Source organism: Rhodoferax sp. GW821-FHT07F03 (assembly GCF_059418745.1).
The window spans coordinates 138,449-155,777 of record NZ_JBWKQM010000006.1; the positions used below are offsets into that span (position 1 = coordinate 138,449).

At 64.4% G+C, this 17,329-nt stretch carries 20 protein-coding genes; 15 read left to right on the top strand and 5 right to left on the bottom strand.

Going from position 1 to position 17,329, the window contains the following annotated elements:
- The first annotated feature begins 113 nt into the window (after nt 1-113).
- Complete coding sequence (locus tag AC07R0_RS10520; protein ID WP_495104781.1) at nt 114-872, top strand: SDR family oxidoreductase; 759 nt, start codon at nt 114-116, stop codon at nt 870-872.
- A gap of 39 nt (nt 873-911) precedes the next feature.
- Here the strand turns inward: AC07R0_RS10520 and AC07R0_RS10525 are convergent, their stop codons facing one another.
- Nucleotides 912-1,397, bottom strand: coding sequence for a winged helix-turn-helix transcriptional regulator (locus AC07R0_RS10525; protein ID WP_495104782.1), 486 nt, complete (start codon nt 1,395-1,397; stop codon nt 912-914).
- A 79-nt stretch (nt 1,398-1,476) separates the two neighbouring features.
- On the opposite strand from AC07R0_RS10525, the gene AC07R0_RS10530 reads away from it, so the two are divergent.
- The 5 genes from AC07R0_RS10530 to AC07R0_RS10550 all read left to right on the top strand — a co-directional run bounded on the left by AC07R0_RS10530 (nt 1,477) and on the right by AC07R0_RS10550 (nt 5,844).
- Nucleotides 1,477-2,394 (top strand): SDR family oxidoreductase, encoded by a 918-nt coding sequence (locus AC07R0_RS10530; RefSeq protein WP_495104783.1) that lies wholly within the window; start codon nt 1,477-1,479, stop codon nt 2,392-2,394.
- 37 nt (nt 2,395-2,431) lie between these two features.
- The gene (locus AC07R0_RS10535; RefSeq protein WP_495104784.1) at nt 2,432-3,547 is read left to right on the top strand and encodes an alkene reductase; all 1,116 of its coding nucleotides are present in this window, start codon (nt 2,432-2,434) and stop codon (nt 3,545-3,547) included.
- A 74-nt stretch (nt 3,548-3,621) separates the two neighbouring features.
- The gene (locus AC07R0_RS10540) at nt 3,622-4,023 is read left to right on the top strand and encodes a DoxX family protein (RefSeq protein WP_495104785.1); all 402 of its coding nucleotides are present in this window, start codon (nt 3,622-3,624) and stop codon (nt 4,021-4,023) included.
- Nucleotides 4,024-4,053: 30 nt separating this feature from the next.
- Entirely contained in the window at nt 4,054-5,097 is a 1,044-nt protein-coding gene (locus AC07R0_RS10545; protein ID WP_495104786.1) for an LLM class flavin-dependent oxidoreductase, read from the top strand.
- A gap of 30 nt (nt 5,098-5,127) precedes the next feature.
- A complete protein-coding gene (locus AC07R0_RS10550) occupies nt 5,128-5,844 on the top strand; it encodes a DsbA family oxidoreductase (protein ID WP_495104787.1) in 717 nt (238 codons plus the stop codon).
- 33 nt (nt 5,845-5,877) lie between these two features.
- Here AC07R0_RS10550 and AC07R0_RS10555 read toward each other — a convergent pair whose 3' ends face one another.
- From AC07R0_RS10555 to AC07R0_RS10570, 4 genes are read right to left on the bottom strand one after another with little or no spacing between them, the layout of a single operon-like run.
- Nucleotides 5,878-6,789, bottom strand: coding sequence for an SDR family oxidoreductase (locus AC07R0_RS10555; protein WP_495104788.1), 912 nt, complete (start codon nt 6,787-6,789; stop codon nt 5,878-5,880).
- Between the two features lie 25 nt (nt 6,790-6,814).
- Complete coding sequence (locus AC07R0_RS10560) at nt 6,815-7,282, bottom strand: hypothetical protein (protein WP_495104789.1); 468 nt, start codon at nt 7,280-7,282, stop codon at nt 6,815-6,817.
- 22 nt (nt 7,283-7,304) lie between these two features.
- Nucleotides 7,305-7,682 carry a DoxX family protein gene (locus AC07R0_RS10565; protein ID WP_495104790.1) on the bottom strand — a complete coding sequence of 126 codons (378 nt, stop codon included), beginning with the start codon at nt 7,680-7,682 and terminating at the stop codon, nt 7,305-7,307.
- Complete coding sequence (locus AC07R0_RS10570; protein ID WP_495104791.1) at nt 7,669-8,343, bottom strand: TetR/AcrR family transcriptional regulator; 675 nt, start codon at nt 8,341-8,343, stop codon at nt 7,669-7,671. The genes AC07R0_RS10565 and AC07R0_RS10570 overlap by 14 nt, the downstream gene beginning before the upstream one ends.
- Nucleotides 8,344-8,526: 183 nt before the next feature.
- On the opposite strand from AC07R0_RS10570, the gene AC07R0_RS10575 reads away from it, so the two are divergent.
- From AC07R0_RS10575 to trbJ, 9 genes are all read left to right on the top strand, one after another.
- Nucleotides 8,527-9,471 carry a LysR family transcriptional regulator gene (locus tag AC07R0_RS10575; protein ID WP_495104792.1) on the top strand — a complete coding sequence of 315 codons (945 nt, stop codon included), beginning with the start codon at nt 8,527-8,529 and terminating at the stop codon, nt 9,469-9,471.
- Nucleotides 9,468-9,731 carry an EexN family lipoprotein gene (locus AC07R0_RS10580; RefSeq protein WP_495104793.1) on the top strand — a complete coding sequence of 88 codons (264 nt, stop codon included), beginning with the start codon at nt 9,468-9,470 and terminating at the stop codon, nt 9,729-9,731. Before AC07R0_RS10575 ends, AC07R0_RS10580 begins: the two co-directional genes overlap by 4 nt.
- 235 nt (nt 9,732-9,966) lie before the next feature.
- Nucleotides 9,967-11,964, top strand: a complete 1,998-nt coding sequence (locus AC07R0_RS10585; protein ID WP_495104794.1) for a conjugal transfer protein TraG — start codon at nt 9,967-9,969, stop codon at nt 11,962-11,964.
- A complete protein-coding gene (locus AC07R0_RS10590) occupies nt 11,961-12,437 on the top strand; it encodes a CopG family transcriptional regulator (RefSeq protein WP_014160853.1) in 477 nt (158 codons plus the stop codon). The genes AC07R0_RS10585 and AC07R0_RS10590 overlap by 4 nt, the downstream gene beginning before the upstream one ends.
- Entirely contained in the window at nt 12,434-13,480 is a 1,047-nt protein-coding gene (trbB, locus tag AC07R0_RS10595; protein ID WP_495104795.1) for a P-type conjugative transfer ATPase TrbB, read from the top strand. The genes AC07R0_RS10590 and trbB overlap by 4 nt, the downstream gene beginning before the upstream one ends.
- Entirely contained in the window at nt 13,477-13,860 is a 384-nt protein-coding gene (locus AC07R0_RS10600) for a TrbC/VirB2 family type IV secretion system protein (RefSeq protein ID WP_495104796.1), read from the top strand. Before trbB ends, AC07R0_RS10600 begins: the two co-directional genes overlap by 4 nt.
- The gene (locus AC07R0_RS10605; protein WP_495104797.1) at nt 13,857-14,129 is read left to right on the top strand and encodes a VirB3 family type IV secretion system protein; all 273 of its coding nucleotides are present in this window, start codon (nt 13,857-13,859) and stop codon (nt 14,127-14,129) included. The genes AC07R0_RS10600 and AC07R0_RS10605 overlap by 4 nt, the downstream gene beginning before the upstream one ends.
- A gap of 12 nt (nt 14,130-14,141) precedes the next feature.
- Nucleotides 14,142-16,592, top strand: coding sequence for a conjugal transfer protein TrbE (gene trbE, locus AC07R0_RS10610; RefSeq protein ID WP_495104798.1), 2,451 nt, complete (start codon nt 14,142-14,144; stop codon nt 16,590-16,592).
- Nucleotides 16,589-17,326 (top strand): P-type conjugative transfer protein TrbJ, encoded by a 738-nt coding sequence (gene trbJ / locus AC07R0_RS10615; protein WP_031692081.1) that lies wholly within the window; start codon nt 16,589-16,591, stop codon nt 17,324-17,326. Before trbE ends, trbJ begins: the two co-directional genes overlap by 4 nt.
- The last annotated feature ends 3 nt before the right edge of the window (nt 17,327-17,329 follow it).

Genomic DNA, 17,329 nt, shown 5'->3' on the forward strand with positions numbered 1-17,329 from the left:
TTTTCCTTCTTCCAAGCACAGCCTACAAAAACGGACAATTGTCCGGTACACTTCTCTTCACCGGACAATTGTCCGGTTCCATATTCTACCTATCACCCAACTAGGAGTCATTCATGAAACCATCAGGCAACACGATTCTGATCACCGGCGGCACTTCAGGCATCGGACTGGGCTTAGCCCTGCGATTTCACCAAGCCGGCAACAAAGTGATCGTCGGAGGTCGGCGCAAGGAACTGCTCCATCAGATCGCGATCGATCACCCTGGCATCGAGGCGATCGAACTCGATGTCGCTGACCAAGCATCCATCACCCAGGCGAGCCAGGCATTGGCCGCCAAACACCCTGACCTGAACGTCTTGGTCAACAACGCCGGCATCATGCTGGGAGAGAACATCCTCGAACCGGCCAGCCAGAAAATCGCCGAGGAATCCGTCAACATCAACCTGCTCGGAACGATTCGGATGGTGTACGCCTTCTTGCCACAGTTGGTGGGCAAGGACGACGCCGCCATCTTGAACGTCACCTCCGCTCTCGCGTTCGTGCCGCTTCCCGCCACCCCGACCTACAACGCCACCAAGGCCGCGATCCATTCGTTCTCGGAGAGTCTGCGCGTGCAACTTGCCGAAACTTCCGTCAGCGTGGTTGAAGTAGCACCGCCGGGCGTGCGCACGACCCTGTTCGGCCAGCAGGACAGCGACCGCGCGATGCCCCTGGAGGACTTCCTGACAGAGACTCTGGCGCTATTGCATGCCAAGCCCACGCCGCAGGAAATCATCGTGGACAACGCCAAGTTTGTTCGCTACGCAGAAGCCAATGGCAACTATGCCGAAGTGCTCGGCATGCTATCCGGCGTTAAAGCTCCGCAAAGCTAAGTACCGACGCATGTCCGCGCATCGCGGCGCAAGCTGCCGCTATTTGGTCTTGAAGACCCTGCCCGCAGTGGCAGGGATTTCGTCGCCGGCTTCCGAAGAAGCCGCGTCGAACTGCTGTCGTGCTTGCCGGATGTCCTCATGGCGTTCGTCCGCCCAAGCGATCAACACAGCCAGTGGATCGAGCAGCGACTGCCCAAGAGGCGCCAGGCGATATTCGACGCTGGGGGGCTTGGTGGCGAAGACGTGGCGGGTGATGAGGCCGTCCCGCTCAAGATCGCGCAGCGTCTGCGTCAGCATCCGCTTGGAGATGTCCGGCACGAGCCGCTGCACGCGGTTGAAACGACGCGGGCCGCCGGCCAGGGCGACGATCAGCAGGGTGCTCCACTTGTCGCCGATCCGGTCCAGCACGTCGCGCACAGGGCACTCCACCTGGTGCTCGCCCCAGGACTCCAAGGCCTGAAAAGCTTCGGCGATCCTCGCGTGCTTCGCAGCAGTAGGTTCCTTTTTTGTTACCTGGGTATCCAAACCTGCCTCCTATGCAGCCGGTTAAAAGGTCTCTAAAGTAGACCTGGACTTAATGATATACCTGCACAAGGAAAACTCAATGACAGAAGCAAAGTCGCCGACCCTACTGGTGACAGGCGCCAGCGGCCATCTGAGCCGCCGCGTGGTCGAACTGCTGCTGGAGGGCGGTGCGCCGAACGTCGTCGCCACGACCCGCTATCCCGATGGCCTCGCCGACATTTCGGCACGCGGCGTGGAGGTGAGGCGGGCCGACTTCGACGATGCAGCCTCGCTCGACCACGCTTTTGTGGGAGTCGATCGCATCTTGATCATTTCGGTGCTCGACACGCCCGATGATCCGCCGCGCCGCTTGCGCCAGCATCTGGCTGCGGTGGCGGCGGCCGAGAGGGCGAGCGTGAAGCACATCACCTATACCTCAATGCAGCACCCCGGGCCGGATTCGCCGATCCCGTTCGCACCGGATCACCGCGGCACCGAGGCGGCGATCGAGGCCACCGGCATCGCCCACACCATCCTGCGCCCGAACTGGTACACCGACATCGCCTTCTTCTGGCTGCCGCCGGTGCTGGCGTCGGGGCAATGCTTCAGCGCGGCGGGGGACGGGCGCGTGGCCTACCTCTGGCGCGACGACCTGGCGCGCGCCGCGGCGTCCTCGCTGCTGGCGGGCGGCACCGATAGCCGCACGCTGGACATCTCCGGGCCCCAGGCCCTGAGCCCGCAGGAGATCGTCGCCACCGTCAACGAGGTGTTCGGGACGTCGGCGCAGGTCGTGCCCGTCAGCGACGCGCAATTGACCGCTGGCCTGCGCGCCGCCGGGCTGCCCGAGGCGCAGGTCGCGATCTTCAGCGCTTTCGACGTCAATACCCGCCTGGGCCGCGTCGACACCGCCAACGGCGTGTTCGAACGCCTGACCGGCCGCAAGCCGCGCAGCCTGCGCGAGTTCCTGCTCGAACACCATGACGCGCTGCTGGCCGCCAGCAAGCCCGGCGCCGCCTGATTCGTTCCTCTTCATTCTTCCTTCAAGGAACCTTTCCATGCCACAAACCGTTCCCGCCACCCTGTTGTCCGCGTACCAGCTCGGCGACCTCACCCTGAAAAACCACCTGGTCATGGCGCCGATGACGCGCAGCCGTGCACTGGTCGAAGGCAACGTGCCCAACCCGTTGGCCGCCACTTACTATGCCCAGCGCGCCAGCGCCGGGCTGATCGTGTCCGAGGCCACCCAGGTCAGCCCGCAGGGCGTGGGCTACATCCGCACGCCGGGCATCCACTCGCCCGCGCAGGTCGAAGGCTGGCGCCAGGTCACCGACGCGGTGAATGCGGCGGGCGGCCTGATCTTCGCCCAGCTCTGGCACGTCGGCCGCATCTCGCACCCGGATTTCCACGGCGGCGAGCTGCCGGTTGCGCCGTCGGCCATCGCCGCCGAGGGCGAAGTGTTCACCCTGAACGGCAAGGTGCCCTTGGGCACGCCGCGCGCGCTGGAAACCGAGGAAATCCCCGGCATCGTCGAGGATTTCCGCAAGGCCGCAGCCAATGCCAAGGCCGCAGGCTTCGATGGCGTGGAAATCCACGGCGCCAGCGGCTATTTGATCGACCAGTTCCTGCAGGACAACGCCAACCAGCGCACCGACCGCTATGGCGGCAGCCTGGAGAACCGCGCACGCTTCGCGCTGGAGGTCACGGCCGCCGCCATCGAGGTCTTCGGTGCCAAGCGCGTGGGCTACAAGGTCACTCCTAACCTGCAGCTGCACTCGATGGCCGACAGCAACAAGCTGACCACCTTCACCTATCTGGCGCAGGAACTGGACAAACTCGGCATCGCCTACCTGCACATCGGCGAAGCCGTCGCCGGCCCGATGGCGGTGCCCGAAGGCGTCGAGCGCATCACCCCGCACCTGCGCAAGGCATTCAAGGGAACCCTGATCGTCAATGGCGGCTACGACGCCGCGTCCGGCGAGCAGGCCTTGGCCGAAGGTCGGGCCGACCTGGTGTGCTATGGCGTGCCGTTCCTGACCAGCCCGGATCTGCCGGAGCGCTTCCGCCGTGGCGCGGCCCCCAACGCGCCCGATTTCGCCAGCTTCTACGGCACCCCGAACGGGGATGCGGCGGGCTACACCGACTATCCGTCTCTCGAAAGCACCGTCGACTGAATCGCAAAGCTTCGCCTGGCCTGCCTCGAGCGAAAACCGCGCGGAACTTCGGGCGGTCCTTACTACTGAGAACTATGGAGAAAGAAATGCTGCAGAAACGTATCTATTGGGGAAGCACCGCCCTCCTGGCACTCTTGTACTTGGCCGGTGGTGTGTTCTATTTGAGCGCCACCTCGCAGGTTCAGGCGATATGGGGCCAGCTCGGCTTCCCCGGTTACCTCGTCCCGATCCTTGCTGTCGTCAAGCTCACGGCAGCGGTCGTCATCCTCTGGCGTCCGGCAGTCGCGCTGGTCGACCTTACCTATGCGGGCATGTTCTTTCATTTGTTGCTGGCTGTGTCGGCGCATGTCAACGCCGGCGACGGCGGCTTCGTACCAGCCCTTATCGGGCTCGTGCTGCTCGTCCTGTCGTACTTCACCCAGAACGCCGCTCGGGCGAAGGCATCGCCTTACGGCCGTTGGCCGCTCACGACCTGACCAGTCAGTACCTCAAGGTAGCGACCTCTGATGGAAATCGGCATCTACACCTTCGCGGACGTGGGGTTAGGCGACCCGGGCGTCGGCCCTGCGCAGCGCATCCCCGAACTGCTGGATGAGGTCGCCCTGGCCGACCAGATGGGCCTCGACGTCTTTGGGCTCGGAGAGCACCATCGGGCGGACTTCGGCGCGCCGGCGCCGCCGGTGATCCTGGCCGCGGCAGCGGCGCGCACCAGGCGCATCCGGCTGACCAGCGCGGTGACCGTTCTCAGCACCGATGACCCGGTACGGGTGTTCGAACAGTTCACCGCGCTCGATCTGGTGTCGTCGGGCCGCGCCGAGATCATGCCCGGCCGGGGCGCCTTGCTCGACTCTTTCCATCTCTTCGGCTACAGCACCGAAGACTACGAAGCCCTCTTCGACGAAAAGCTCGACCTGCTGCTCGCGCTGCGCAGCGGTGAGCCCGTGACCTGGGAGGGGCGATACCGTTCGCCCTTGAAGAACGCGCTGATCGTGCCTCGGCCCGTGCAAGCGCCGCTGCCGGTCTGGCTCGCGGTGGGCGGCTCGCAGGAGTCCGTCATCCGTGCAGCACGGCTCGGCCTGCCCATGACGCTGGCGATGCTCGGCGGAAGCGCCGCCGGCTTCGTCCCGGCCGTTGAACTCTATCGCAGGGCGCAGACGCATTTCGGAACGCCTCCGCAGCCCGTCGCGCTCGCCGTACACGGCTTCGTTGCCGACACCCGGCAACGGGCCGCCGACCTTTACTACACCGCCGAGTCCGCCCTCATGAACCGGATCGGTGCCGAGCGCGGCGTGCCGCCGATGACCCGGCAGGCCTTCGACCACAACACCCGGCCCGAGGGTCCGCACATCCTCGGTTCGCCCGATGAGGTCATCGAGAAGATCCTGTACCTGCATTCGCTGTTCAAGCCGGAACGGATCCTGATCCAGCTTGCGATCGGCAGCATGCGGCACGAGGACGTGATGCGCGCGATCGAACTGCTGGGAAGAAGGGTCGCACCGGCTGTCAGGACTGCGCTTGGATCGCACACGCAGTCCGGTTGCGTCGCGTAGCCGCATCTCCACCAACAGGAAACATGAATCATGACTCAATCCCTCACCGTTGAAATCTGGTCGGACCTAATCTGCCCCTGGTGCTGGATCGGCAAGCGCCGCTTCGAGCGTGCGCTGGCCGAATTCCCTGAGCGCGAGCACGTGAAAGTCGTGCATCGCTCGTTTCGGCTGATGCCCGGCGAGGCCCCGCGGGCTGCGCGCGAAGTGCTGGTACAGCGACTGGGCTCGGGGCAGCAGGTCACGGCCGTGCTGGCTCATGTGGAAGGCGAAGCTGCGAAGGAAGGCTTGACCTACCATCTTGCCGACACGTTCATTGGCGACACGCTCGACGTCCACCGCCTCGTGAAACACGCGGCGGATCAAGGCTTGCAGGAGCAGGCGGTGGAGCGCTTCTACCGGGCCAATTTCTCCGAGCGGGCGTCCTTGTTCGATCGAACGACCCTGCTTCAACTTGCGGCCGAGATCGGCCTCGAACCGGATGCCTGCGCGGCGGTGCTCGATGGAAATGCCTACACGGCGGAAGTCGATGAAGACCTGCGTGTCGTCCGAGCACTTGGCGGTACTGCCGTTCCGTTTTTCCGGATCGCTGGCCGACAGACGATCTCCGGTGCGCAGCCCGACTCCGCGTTTCTCGCCGGACTGCAGCAGGCATGGAGTGCCCGCCCCCAGGAGGCGGCGAGCACGACGGCAGGCGAAGTCTGCGGCCCGGAGGGATGTGCCATCCCTGCGCAGGGACCAGCGAACTAGCTCATCACCCCAAAGCCACGCGATATCGCCGCATTATTGCTCACTCTTGCTGGCCAGCAGGAGATCGAGCCGGTGGTCGAGCAGGAACTCGAAAAGACTGATCGGTGGCTTTCCCGTCAGGTGCTCGACAGCATCACTCACGACACCAACCCGGCCCTCGCGCGAGTTCCGCTCCATCGCCACGACCAGCTCCACGAGAGGTGCTGGCATGCCGCTACCCGCCAGGGTCTCGGCCAAAGCTCCATCGCTGACAGAAACGAGCGTGATATCGGAGTTGAAGATGGTGTTCACCCACGCGACGACTTCCGCTGGCGTTGGCGCGTGTGGCCCAGTGATGTCGAAGCGGTTGCTCTGGTCCGTCGCCGACCTCAGGGCAGCGGCGGCGGCCCGCGCTACGTCGTCGCGGGCCACATAGGCCGTGCGGCCTTCACCGGCCGAGGTCAGCCATTTCCCGAACCTCAATGCGGGCGGCAGGCTGACGAAGAAGTATTCGGCATACCAGTTCACACGCAGGATGGTGTGGGGAATGCCGCTGCTTTCGATGGCCTGTTCGGTTGCCAGATGATCCGGGGCGAAAGGAATCGGCGAATCGGGGTCAGGGTTCACCATCGACGTGTAGACGATATGCTTGACGCCAGCCCTCACCGCCGCATCGATTGCGGCCTTGTGCTGTCGCTGCCGCAGCCCTGGTGTGCCGAGCGCGTCGGTGGAGATGAGCAACATCCGATCCACGTCGGCGAACGCCTCGTCCAGCGAAGCTGGATCGTCGAAGTCGGCTCTGCGCAACGGTGCACCGCGTGCCGCGAGATCGAAGATCTTGTCCGGCTGCCGGCTGGCGGCGGTGACTGAAGGAACGCCTGCACCCAGCAACAGTTCTACGACACGACGGCCCAGATGCCCGCTGGCTCCGGTGACGAGGAGACGGGGAGAAGATGGATCGGTCACGTTATGTTCCTTAAGGATGTACGGGCTAATGGACTTTGACTGCATCGCCATCAGCGTCGCGCAGGGGGTAACTGACCAGATACTCACTGGCACTCCCCGTGATGCGGACACTGACGCTGGTCTCCGACAATCGAACGTCGATGACGGAGTCGCCTTCCTGTAGTGCCGCTTCGACACGAGTCCCTTGATCACCCTTGCAGACCAGTAAGCCGAGCGTGAACAAGGTGATCTTGAAAGCGACGTCCGTCGCATAGTCCGGGTGCGCAGCCATGATTGCGGCTTCAACCACGGTGTCGCGACCGTCGATCTGGTCGCGAATGAACACGGCGAGGTTGCGTTCGGACGTCGCATGTCTGGCGACCACGACCGCGTAGCCGTAGACCTCGGCGGCATGACCCAAGTCCACAGCAGCAGAGATGGTGCCGCGCTCGCACGAGGTACGCACAATTGTGCTGTTTATCGAACGTGATTCGATGACGTCAGATCTATGCACTGCACAGTCTCCTATTCCAGGGCTACGGCGTGGACCGGTGCTCCGACGGCTTGACTCCGGGTTTGTTGAACCAGCCCACGACGATGGAAATCGCCAAGACGACCAGGGGTGCGACTGCGTGGGTGAACTCACCGTGCAGCAGCACCGTGCCCGCAGCACCCACCATCACCGCAGAGCCCAGCGCCGCACCCCAGAACCGCAGTGCCTTGATGGCGAGCAGGATCGCTGCGATCAATTCCATCGAACCCGTCACGTAGTGGAACCAACTGGGGTAACCCCATCGGGCGTAGTCGGCAGCGACCTCGGGGGGAAGGATGATGTTGCCGACTGAGCCAACCAGGAAAAAAGCAGCGAGGAGAAAAGCGAGGAAGGCCTTCCAAGAAAAATTAGCCACACTCATGAGTCGTCCTTTTGGCTTGTGCGCCGTGAAGAAAAGTGGAGACCGCATCGTTGACGATGGCGTCAATCTGGTCGGCCGGCAGCGGCTGCGGGTCGAGACCCGCGAGTGCTCGCAGTTGAGCCTCCATCACCACCAGGTTGACGAACTGCTGTGCAAGCGTTCGTTCCGGCAAGTCGGTGCGAAGACCTCTCGTACGCTTGCCCTGGTGCGCCTTGATCCATGCAGCCAAAATGTCGGTGCCCTTGGAGTGACCAGCTTGCAAAACAGCTTGCGCAAGCTCGGGAAAGCGCTTGCCCTCGGCCACCATCAGCCGATGCAGTTCCAACGTGCGCGGTTGCAGGACTGTCTGCAGAAGATGGCGACCAAAGCTGGACAAGCCTTCGCGTGCCTCGTCCTCTGCGATGTTCAGTTCCTCCAACGGTTTCGCAAGCTCGTCGCAGAGTTGCTTCACCACTTCAATGAACAGTCCCTCTTTGCCGCCAAAGTGGCTGTAAACATTGCGGCGCGAACCGCCGACACGGGCGATGAGGTCATCCACTGCTACCGACTCGAAGCCTCGTTCCAGGAACAGCTCTGCAGCAACGTCCGTGAGATCTCGAAGACGCTGCGCTCCCTTGGCCGTTCTGTGGTTCGGGGATGCCACGGGTTGCTGCTGGGCCATGAGATCTCCTTGGTAAACTCTAAAAGGTACGGTACTATACCAGACCTGTTGACATTAACCAAGACTCAGGACTTTGGCCACAGAAGGTCAAAGATTTCTTCAGGGAAATCGGCGGAGCGCATCGGAGCGAGCTGGGCAGCTCGAAAAGCCGTGATGGCAGCAACTAAGACAAGGATCGACACAATGGAGCTACGACACCTCCGCTGCTTCCTGGCCGTCGCCGAAGAACTCCACTTTGCCCGTGCGGCAGAGAAGCTGCACATCGAGCAATCACCACTGTCTCGGACTATCAAGGAACTGGAAGAGGTACTGGGCATGCAGCTCTTCATCCGAACCAGCCGCAGTACCCGGCTGACTCGCGCTGGCAAGCTGTTCCTGGAGCATGTGCCGCGTATCTTCCTTGCCGTGCAGCAGGCACGCGACAGCGTGAAAGCGGCGGCTAATGGGTTCCATCGCCAGTTGCGCATCGCCTTGTCCGATGGAATTACGCCGTCGCGCCTGCCGGCGTTGCTAGCGCTGTGCCGGCAAGAGGAACCCGAAGTCGATCTTCGCTTTTTCGAGGTGCCGCTGTCGCAACAGACCAAGGGACTGCATGATGATCTGTACGACGTGGGCTTTGCCCGTGCCGATGAAGTCGGTGAAGGCATCGTAGCCTTGCCCGTCTGGAACGACCCGCTGATGGTGGCCGTCCCCGCACGGCATCCATTGCTGGCCCATAGGCGCATCCCTCTTGAAGAATTGCTGCGCTATCCGCTTGTGCTCTGCGATCCACAAGCCTGCGAAGGTCACGCCCGACAGGTCGAAAGGGCGTTGCGTCGCGTGGACATGGAACCACTCGTCGCCGAGCGCGTTGCATCGTGCGATTTGATGATGGTGCTGGTATCCGCAGGCTTCGCCTTGGGCCTGACGGGATACGCGCACATTGCGGCTAGCCGCGAACAGGGCGTTGTCGCGCGACCGCTGGCGGGCCGTTCGCCGATGCTCACGACCTATCTGCTGCGCCCCGATGGCGAAGCTTCGAATACGGTGGCCCGGTTCATCGAGCGCGTGCAGGCCATCGAATTCCCCGAAACCAGCCGTCCCGCACCGAGTGTTGATCCCGAACCGCCGGAGGAAGCCAAGTCATGAAGAAGACCATTCCGCTCTTGTTGACCGTCATCCTGTCGGCCTGCGGCCCGTCCGAGGCACCGAAGCAGGCCGACGTGCCGACCGTCGAGGAACTGGCGTCCAATCCCGAACGGTTGAAGGAACTGCGCCAGCAGTGCAAGACGGATCGCCCCAGGCTTGGTGACCTGTTGTGCAACCGCGTAGCCGAAGCCACGCGCAAGCGGTTCTTTGGCGACGGCAAAGTGCCTTACACGCCGCAGGAGAACCCGCCCAAGTTCTGATCGTGGTGGCTCGGCCACGAAGCTCCTGATTTTTTCTCGAAACGCCGCGATACGCCTGTATTCGCGGCGTTTTTATTGCGCTTCCTCCAACTTGATACGTTGCTTTTTTCGGCATCTCCATGCCGATAACAGTCTTTGACCGGCACCGACCAGGCACTGATTCTCGCGTCATGCGGCACGTCCATGTGCCGCGTGTGAACGAGGAATCAGCGCAGAGGAAATCGGAGGCCAGTCAATGCAATCTCAGGGCGTGCTGTTCGGGCAGATCGCGGTTGTTTTCAGCATCGTGATCGCCGGTGTGTGGAGTGCAACGCAATGGACAGCCGCCGCTCTGGCCTACCAACTACGCCTCGGCTCGCCCTGGTTCGATTTCTTCGGTACGCCGGTCTATCACCCCTGGCGGCTCTTTGAGTGGTGGTTCTTCTTCGATGCCTACGCGCCGCACGTCTTCGACATAGGCGGCGCCATTGCGGGCGGCAGCGGCCTGGTCGCCGTGGTGGCCGCCATCGCCATGTCGGTGTGGCGCTCGCGGCAATCGCGCCTGGTCACGACCTATGGCTCGGCACGTTGGGCCAACACCGCCGACATTCGCAAGGCCGGGCTGATGCAGTCTGCCGGCGTCTTTCTCGGCCTGCATGACGGACAGTACCTGCGTCACGAAGGCCCGGAACACGTCCTGACCTTCGCGCCCACGCGCTCGGGCAAGGGCGTGGGCCTGGTGGTGCCGACCTTGCTGTCATGGCCTGCATCGGCAGTGATCCACGACATCAAGGGCGAGAACTGGCAGATCACCGCCGGCTGGCGTTCGCGTTTCTCGCATTGCCTGCTGTTCAACCCCACCGATGCGAAGTCAGCCGCGTACAACCCGCTGCTGGAGGTTCGACGCGGCGCGCATGAAGTGCGCGACGTGCAGAACATCGCGGACATTCTTGTCGATCCCGAAGGGGCGCTGGAGAAGCGCAATCACTGGGAGAAGACCAGCCATGCGCTGCTGGTCGGCGCCATCCTGCATGTGCTCTACGCGGGCGAAGACAAGACGCTGCGCGGCGTCGCCAACTTCCTCAGCGACCCGGCGTGCCCGTTCGAGCTGACGCTGCACCGGATGATGACGACGCGCCATCTCGGTGACGCGCCGCATCCTGTCGTCGCATCCGCTGCGCGCGAAGTGCTCAACAAGAGCGACAACGAACGCTCGGGCGTGCTCTCCACCGCGATGAGCTTCTTGGGCTTGTACCGCGACCCCACGGTGGCCGAGGTCACGTCACGCTGCGACTGGCGCATCGCCGACCTGATCGCGTCCGAATCACCTGTGTCGCTGTACCTGGTGGTGCCGCCTTCGGACATAAGCCGCACCAAGCCCTTGATCCGGCTCATCTTGAACCAGATCGGGCGACGCCTCACCGAATCGCTCGATGGCAGCGACGGTATCGAACGCCGCCACAAGCTGTTGCTGATGCTCGATGAGTTTCCGGCGCTGAGCCGGCTCGACTTCTTCGAGACGGCGCTGGCCTTCATGGCTGGCTACGGCATCCGCAGTTTCCTCATCGCGCAGTCGCTCAACCAGATCGACAAAGCCTACGGCCAGAACCATTCGATTCTGGACAACTGCCACGTCCGGGTGACGTTCGCCACCAATGACGAAAGGACGGCGAAAAGGATTTCCGAAACGCTCGGCACCGCGACCGAGCTGCGCGCGCAGCGCAACTACGCCGGCCACCGGCTCGCGCCGTGGCTCGGGCATCTCATGGTGTCGCGGCAGGAGACGGCCCGCCCGCTGCTGACGCCGGGCGAAGTGATGCAACTCCCGCCCGATGAATCCGTGGTGATGGTGTCCAGCGTCGCGCCGATCAAGGCCAAGAAGCTGCGCTACTACGCCGACGCCAACTTCAAGCAGCGCGTGCTGTCGCCGCCTGCGCTCGCGGCTGGGCAGTACGCCGACGTGCCACCGGCCCGCGCCGACGACTGGAGTGGCCTGGCGATTCCGGCCGTGCCCGCCGCATCAGCCACGGCATCCGCCGATGAGCTGGGCGGCGCCGACGACGGCGGCCCGCGCCGCCAACCCGAACTCACCGAATCCGTCGCCTACGACCCCGAGCTGGATGCGCCCGATGACCTGGCGCTGCTCGATGACAACGACGACCTGCCGCTGCCGCTCCCAGGCCAGCTTGACCCGGCCATGCAGCGCACAGCGCGGCTGGCTTCCCTCGACCCCAACGACGGAATCGACCTATGAGCCAATACCGCCTCAATCTGTTCATCCAGCACGAGCACGCCAAGCGGCTGGAAGAACTTGCCGCCAAGAAAGGCGTCTCGAAATCCAGCATCGTCGCGGCGGCGCTGGCGTCCTGGCTGTCGCCGGACGCGGGCGACCAGCGCGAGGCCGCCATTGCCAAGCGGCTGGATCGCCTGTCCCGGCAGGCCGAACGACTGGAGCGCGACCAGAACATCCAGATCGAGACGCTGGCGCTGTTCATCCGCTACTTCCTGACCGTCAGCACGCCGGTGCCCGAGGCGCATCAAGACGCGGCCCGTGCCCAGGGCAAGGCGCGTTTCGAGCAGTTCATCGAACAGCTCGGCAGGCACCTGCTGCGCGGCCGGAGCCTGGTGCGCGACGTGGTGGAAGAACTGCATCCCGATCCGATGCGGATGGATGACGCGGCGGCGCTGGCCGAAGCCCATGAACGTGCTGCGGAGCGTGCCTCATGAGCGCCGTTCCGCAGATTCCGCCCGAACCACGCTCGTCGGCCACCACTTCACAGGATCGCCGCATCCAGATGCTGCGCACGGCAATGGGGCCGCTGATCGCCGCCGCGCTCGAAGACCCGGACGTGGTGGAAATCATGCTCAACCCTGATCGCACCCTTTGGGTGGATCGGCTGTCGTCGGGCCGCGCGCCGCTGGGCGTCGAATTGCCCGAAGCCGACGGCGAACGCATCATTCGTCTTGTCGCGGCCCACGTCGGCGCGGAAGTCCATCGCGGCCAACCGCTCTTGACCGCCGAGTTGCCCGAGACGGGCGAACGCTTCGAGGGAATCTTGCCGCCGGCCGCACCGGGGCCAGCCTTCGCGCTGCGCAAGCGGGCCGTGAACATCATCGGCCTGGATCGCTATGTGATCGACGGCATCCTGACCGCCGGGCAGGCGGACTTCCTGCGCTGCGCCGTGCGCGAGCGCCAGAACATCCTGATCGCCGGCGGCACCAGTACCGGCAAGACCACGCTGGCCAACGCCTTGCTTGCAGAGATCGCCGCTACTGGTGATCGCGTGCTCGTGCTCGAAGACACCATCGAGCTGCAATGCGCCGCCCGCGACCATGTACCGCTGCGCACGCGGGCCGGCGTGGTGTCGATGCAGGAGCTGGTGCGCGCCACGATGCGCCTGCGCCCCGACCGCGTGATCGTCGGCGAGGTGCGCGGCGGCGAAGCCCTGGACTTGGTGAAGGTGTGGGGCACCGGCCATCCGGGTGGTATCGCCACGATTCACGCCGGTTCCGCCTTGGGCGCGCTGTTGCGCCTGGAGCAACTGATTCTTGAAGTGGCGGTGAATCCGCCGCGCGCGTTGATCGCCGAGGCCATCAACGTCGTCATCCATATCGCCGGGCGTGGCCGCAAGCGCCACGTCGAAAGCATCGCCCGCGTCGTCGGTTTCGACGGCGTGGGCTATCGCATGGCGGATGCGCTGGAAACGCCGTTTCCCGAGCTGCCGTCAGTTCCTTCCCCGTCCCCTGAACCCTCTGGAGAACTGCCATGACGCAGATGCACATTCATGCTTTCCGCATTTCCGTAAATCCGGCTTCGGCCTTCGCGCGCCTGCGGCGCCTGGCCGCGCCGGCGCAGCACGGCCTGCTGCTGGCCGCCATCATGTTGATGACGGCCGGTACGGCGAAAGCCTCCGGTTCCGCGATGCCCTGGGAAGGCCCACTGACCGCCATCCTCGAATCCATCCAGGGGCCGGTGGCGCGCATCGTCGCGGTCATCATCATCATTTCCACCGGCCTGGCGCTGGCCTTCGGCGATACCAGCGGTGGCTTCCGCAAGCTGATCCAGATCGTGTTCGGTCTGTCCATCGCGTTCGCTGCGTCCTCGTTCTTCCTGTCGTTCTTCTCGTTCTCCGGCGGGGCGGTCGTATGAGTGCCCCGGATGCCTTCACGGCGGGCTTCGAGGTGCCGCTGCATCGTTCACTTACCGAGCCGATCCTTATGGGAGGTGCGCCGAGCACAGTGGCGATTGCCAACGGCACGCTGGCCGCCGCCGTCGGGCTGGGCCTGCAACTGTGGATTCCCGGTGCGGTGCTCTGGATCGTCGGCCATTCGCTGGCGGTGTGGGGCGCGCGCGTCGATCCGCAGTTCATGCAGGTCTTTGCCCGGCACATCAAGCACAAACCGCTGCTGGACGTGTAGGGGGACGCCGCCATGCTGAACCTTGCCGAATACCGTCAGCGCCCGGCCTTGCTCGCCGACTGGCTTCCATGGGCCGGGCTGATCGCGCCAGGCGTCGTCTTGAACAAGGACGGCAGTTTCCAGCGCACGGCGCGCTTTCGCGGGCCTGATCTGGACAGCGCGACACAGGGCGAACTGATCGCCACGTCGGCACGGCTCAACAACGCGCTGCGCCGCCTAGGTTCGGGCTGGGCGTTGTTCATTGAGGCCGAGCGCCGGCCGGCGGCGGATTACCCGCACTCCGACTTTCCCGAGCCGCTGTCTTGGCTGGTGGACGAGGAACGCCGGGCGACCTTCGAGGAATCGGGCAGTCACTTCGAGAGCGCCTATCACCTGACGCTTGCGTACCTGCCGCCGGAGGAATCCCGCGCCCGCGCGGCCAAGCTGCTCTACGAGAACGCGCCGGGCGACGGCGTGGACTGGCGCGGTCGGCTCGATGCCTTCGTGGCGGAAACCGATCGCGCCTTCGATTTACTCGATGGCGTGATGCCGGAAATCGCCTGGCTCGATGACGCCGAGACGCTGACCTATCTGCACGCCACGGTGTCCACGCGACGCTACCGCGTGGGCGTACCCGAAGTCCCGTTCCACATCGACGCGCTGCTGGCCGACTCCGCACTGGTCGGTGGCCTGGCGCCGATGCTGGGCGACCAGAATCTGCGCGTGGTGTCGGTGCGGGGCTTTCCGACTTCGACCTGGCCGGGCCTGCTGGACGACCTCAACCGCCTGGGCTTCGCCTATCGCTGGTCAACCCGGTTCCTCTGCCTGGACAAAGCCGAGGCGGAAAAGGGACTCGGCCGCCTGCGTCGCCAATGGTTCGCCAAGCGCAAGAACGTAGTGGCGTTGCTGCGTGAAACGATCTTCCAGCAGGAAAGCCCGCTGGTCGATACCGACGCCAACAACAAGTCAGCGGATGCAGACGCCGCCATGCAGGAACTTGGCAGCGATCAGGTTTCCTTCGGCTACCTGACGGCGACCGTCACCGTCATGGACGCGGACGCCAACGTAGCCAACGAAAAGTTGCGCATGGTGGAGCGTGTCATCCAAGGCCGGGGCTTCGTCACCATTCCCGAGACGTTGAATGCGGTGGATGCGTGGCTGTCGTCCATCCCTGGCAACGCTTACGCCAACGTGCGCCAGCCCATCGTCTCGACGTTGAACCTTGCGCACATGATGCCCGTGTCGGCGGTATGGGCTGGCCCCGAGCGCAATACGCATCTGGACGGCCCGCCGGTGATCGTCACCCGCACCGACGGCGCGACGCCGTTCCGGCTGGTCACGCACATCGGCGACGTGGGGCACATGGCGGTGGTCGGCCCGACCGGCATGGGCAAGTCGGCATTCCTCGCCGTGCTGGCGATGCAGTTCCGACGCTATTTGAACTCGCGCATCTTCGTCTTCGACATGGGCCGCTCGATGCGCGCCACCATCCTGGGGCTGGGCGGCGAGCACTACGACCTAGGCGCTGACGGCGGTATCGCGTTCCAGCCGCTTGCGCGCATTGACCAGGAAGGCTATCGCGCCTGGGCCACCGAATGGATCGAGGGACGGTTGCGCCATGAGGGCGTGGCCATCGGCCCCGACGAGAAGGTGGCGATCTGGTCGGCGCTGGGGAGCCTCGTCGGTGCGCCGCTGGAGCAGCGCACGATGACCGGGTTCTCGGTGCTGCTGCAATCGAACGCGCTGCGCCAGGCGCTCGCGCCTTACGTGCTCGGCGGCGCCCACGGCAAGCTGCTGGACGCCGACCGCGACCGGCTGGGCACAGCCGACGTGCAGTGTTTCGAGATGGAAGAACTGATGGCCAGTCCTGCCGCCGTGCGGTCGGTTCTGGGCTACCTGTTCGCGCGCTTCGATGAGCGGTTCGACGGTGCGCCGACGCTGCTGATTCTCGACGAATCCTGGCTGTTCCTCGATGACCCGGTGTTCGCCGCGCGCATCCGGCAGTGGTTGAAGACGCTGCGCAAGAAGAACGTCAGCGTCGTCTTCGCCACGCAAAGCCTGGCGGACATTCAGAACTCCAGCATCGCGGCTGCGATCATCGAAAGCTGCGCCACTCGCATCTTTCTGCCCAACCCGCAGGCCACTGAACCGCTGATTCGCACGATCTACGAGGGCTTCGGCCTCAACAGCCGGCAAATCGAAATCGTCGCTACCGCGCAGCCCAAGCGCGACTACTACTACCAATCGCGCCTCGGCAATCGCCTGTTCGACCTCGACCTGGGGCCGGCCGCGCTCGCCTTCGCGGGCGCATCCACACCGCAAGACCAACGCGACATCGATCGCGTGCTGACGCAGGCCGGCGCTCGCGGCTTCGCCGGCGCGTGGCTGCGCCATCGCGGCCTCGACTGGGCCGCCGACCTGCTGCCGTCCTCACCAGCGGCGGCTTCTTTCCTCGCTTCTCAACCGCTGGAGGTTTCGCCATGAAAACCCGTGTGCTTTCCGTATCGCTCGCCGCCGCGCTGGCCGGCTCGCTGATGCTCGCTCAACCCGCGGCGGCCATCACCGTATTCGACCCGTCCAACTTCGTGCAGAACACGCTCACCGCCGTTCGCACGCTGGAGCAGATCAACAACCAGATCAATCAACTGCAAAACGAGGCGCAGATGTTGATGAACCAAGCCCGCAATCTGGCGAGCCTGGACTTCAACATCGTCAACCGCCTGCGTTCGACGCTCGCCACCACCGAACGCCTGATCGCCGAGGCGCAGGGACTGGCCTACGACGTGCAGAGCATGGACGCCACGTTCTCGCGCCTGTACCCGGAGCAGTACGCCGCCACCGTCAGCGGCGATCGCATGGCGCAGGACGCCCGCGAGCGTTGGAAGAATACCCTCGACGGCCTGCATACCGCGATGCGGATGCAGGCGCAGGTGTCGCAGAACCTGGCGCAAGACGAAAGCGCGCTGGCCGACCTCGTGAGCCAGAGCCAATCGGCCACCGGCGCCTTGCAGGCGCAGCAGGCGACCAACCAGCTTCTTGCCTTGCAGGCCAAGCAGTCCATCCAGGCGCAGCAGCTCCAGATCACGCAAGACCGCGCCGCGTCGCTGGAACTGGCGCGGCAGGCGGCGGCCACCGAGCGCGCCCGCGAAGTGCGCCGACGCTTCCTCGGCAGCGGCACGCCGTACACGCCGCAGTCCATCAATTTCTACAACAACTGACGG

Bases quoted from the DNA above. Each gene is read 5' to 3' on its own strand.
- AC07R0_RS10520 (WP_495104781.1), top strand. From the start codon at position 114: ATGAAACCATCAGGCAACACGATTCTGATCACCGGCGGCACTTCAGGC.
- AC07R0_RS10530 (WP_495104783.1), top strand. From the start codon at position 1,477: ATGACAGAAGCAAAGTCGCCGACCCTACTGGTGACAGGCGCCAGCGGC.
- AC07R0_RS10535 (WP_495104784.1), top strand. From the start codon at position 2,432: ATGCCACAAACCGTTCCCGCCACCCTGTTGTCCGCGTACCAGCTCGGC.
- AC07R0_RS10540 (WP_495104785.1), top strand. From the start codon at position 3,622: ATGGAGAAAGAAATGCTGCAGAAACGTATCTATTGGGGAAGCACCGCC.
- AC07R0_RS10545 (WP_495104786.1), top strand. From the start codon at position 4,054: ATGGAAATCGGCATCTACACCTTCGCGGACGTGGGGTTAGGCGACCCG.
- AC07R0_RS10550 (WP_495104787.1), top strand. From the start codon at position 5,128: ATGACTCAATCCCTCACCGTTGAAATCTGGTCGGACCTAATCTGCCCC.
- AC07R0_RS10565 (WP_495104790.1), bottom strand. From the start codon at position 7,682: ATGAGTGTGGCTAATTTTTCTTGGAAGGCCTTCCTCGCTTTTCTCCTC.
- AC07R0_RS10570 (WP_495104791.1), bottom strand. From the start codon at position 8,343: ATGGCCCAGCAGCAACCCGTGGCATCCCCGAACCACAGAACGGCCAAG.
- AC07R0_RS10575 (WP_495104792.1), top strand. From the start codon at position 8,527: ATGGAGCTACGACACCTCCGCTGCTTCCTGGCCGTCGCCGAAGAACTC.
- AC07R0_RS10580 (WP_495104793.1), top strand. From the start codon at position 9,468: ATGAAGAAGACCATTCCGCTCTTGTTGACCGTCATCCTGTCGGCCTGC.
- AC07R0_RS10585 (WP_495104794.1), top strand. From the start codon at position 9,967: ATGCAATCTCAGGGCGTGCTGTTCGGGCAGATCGCGGTTGTTTTCAGC.
- AC07R0_RS10590 (WP_014160853.1), top strand. From the start codon at position 11,961: ATGAGCCAATACCGCCTCAATCTGTTCATCCAGCACGAGCACGCCAAG.
- trbB (WP_495104795.1), top strand. From the start codon at position 12,434: ATGAGCGCCGTTCCGCAGATTCCGCCCGAACCACGCTCGTCGGCCACC.
- AC07R0_RS10600 (WP_495104796.1), top strand. From the start codon at position 13,477: ATGACGCAGATGCACATTCATGCTTTCCGCATTTCCGTAAATCCGGCT.
- AC07R0_RS10605 (WP_495104797.1), top strand. From the start codon at position 13,857: ATGAGTGCCCCGGATGCCTTCACGGCGGGCTTCGAGGTGCCGCTGCAT.
- trbE (WP_495104798.1), top strand. From the start codon at position 14,142: ATGCTGAACCTTGCCGAATACCGTCAGCGCCCGGCCTTGCTCGCCGAC.
- trbJ (WP_031692081.1), top strand. From the start codon at position 16,589: ATGAAAACCCGTGTGCTTTCCGTATCGCTCGCCGCCGCGCTGGCCGGC.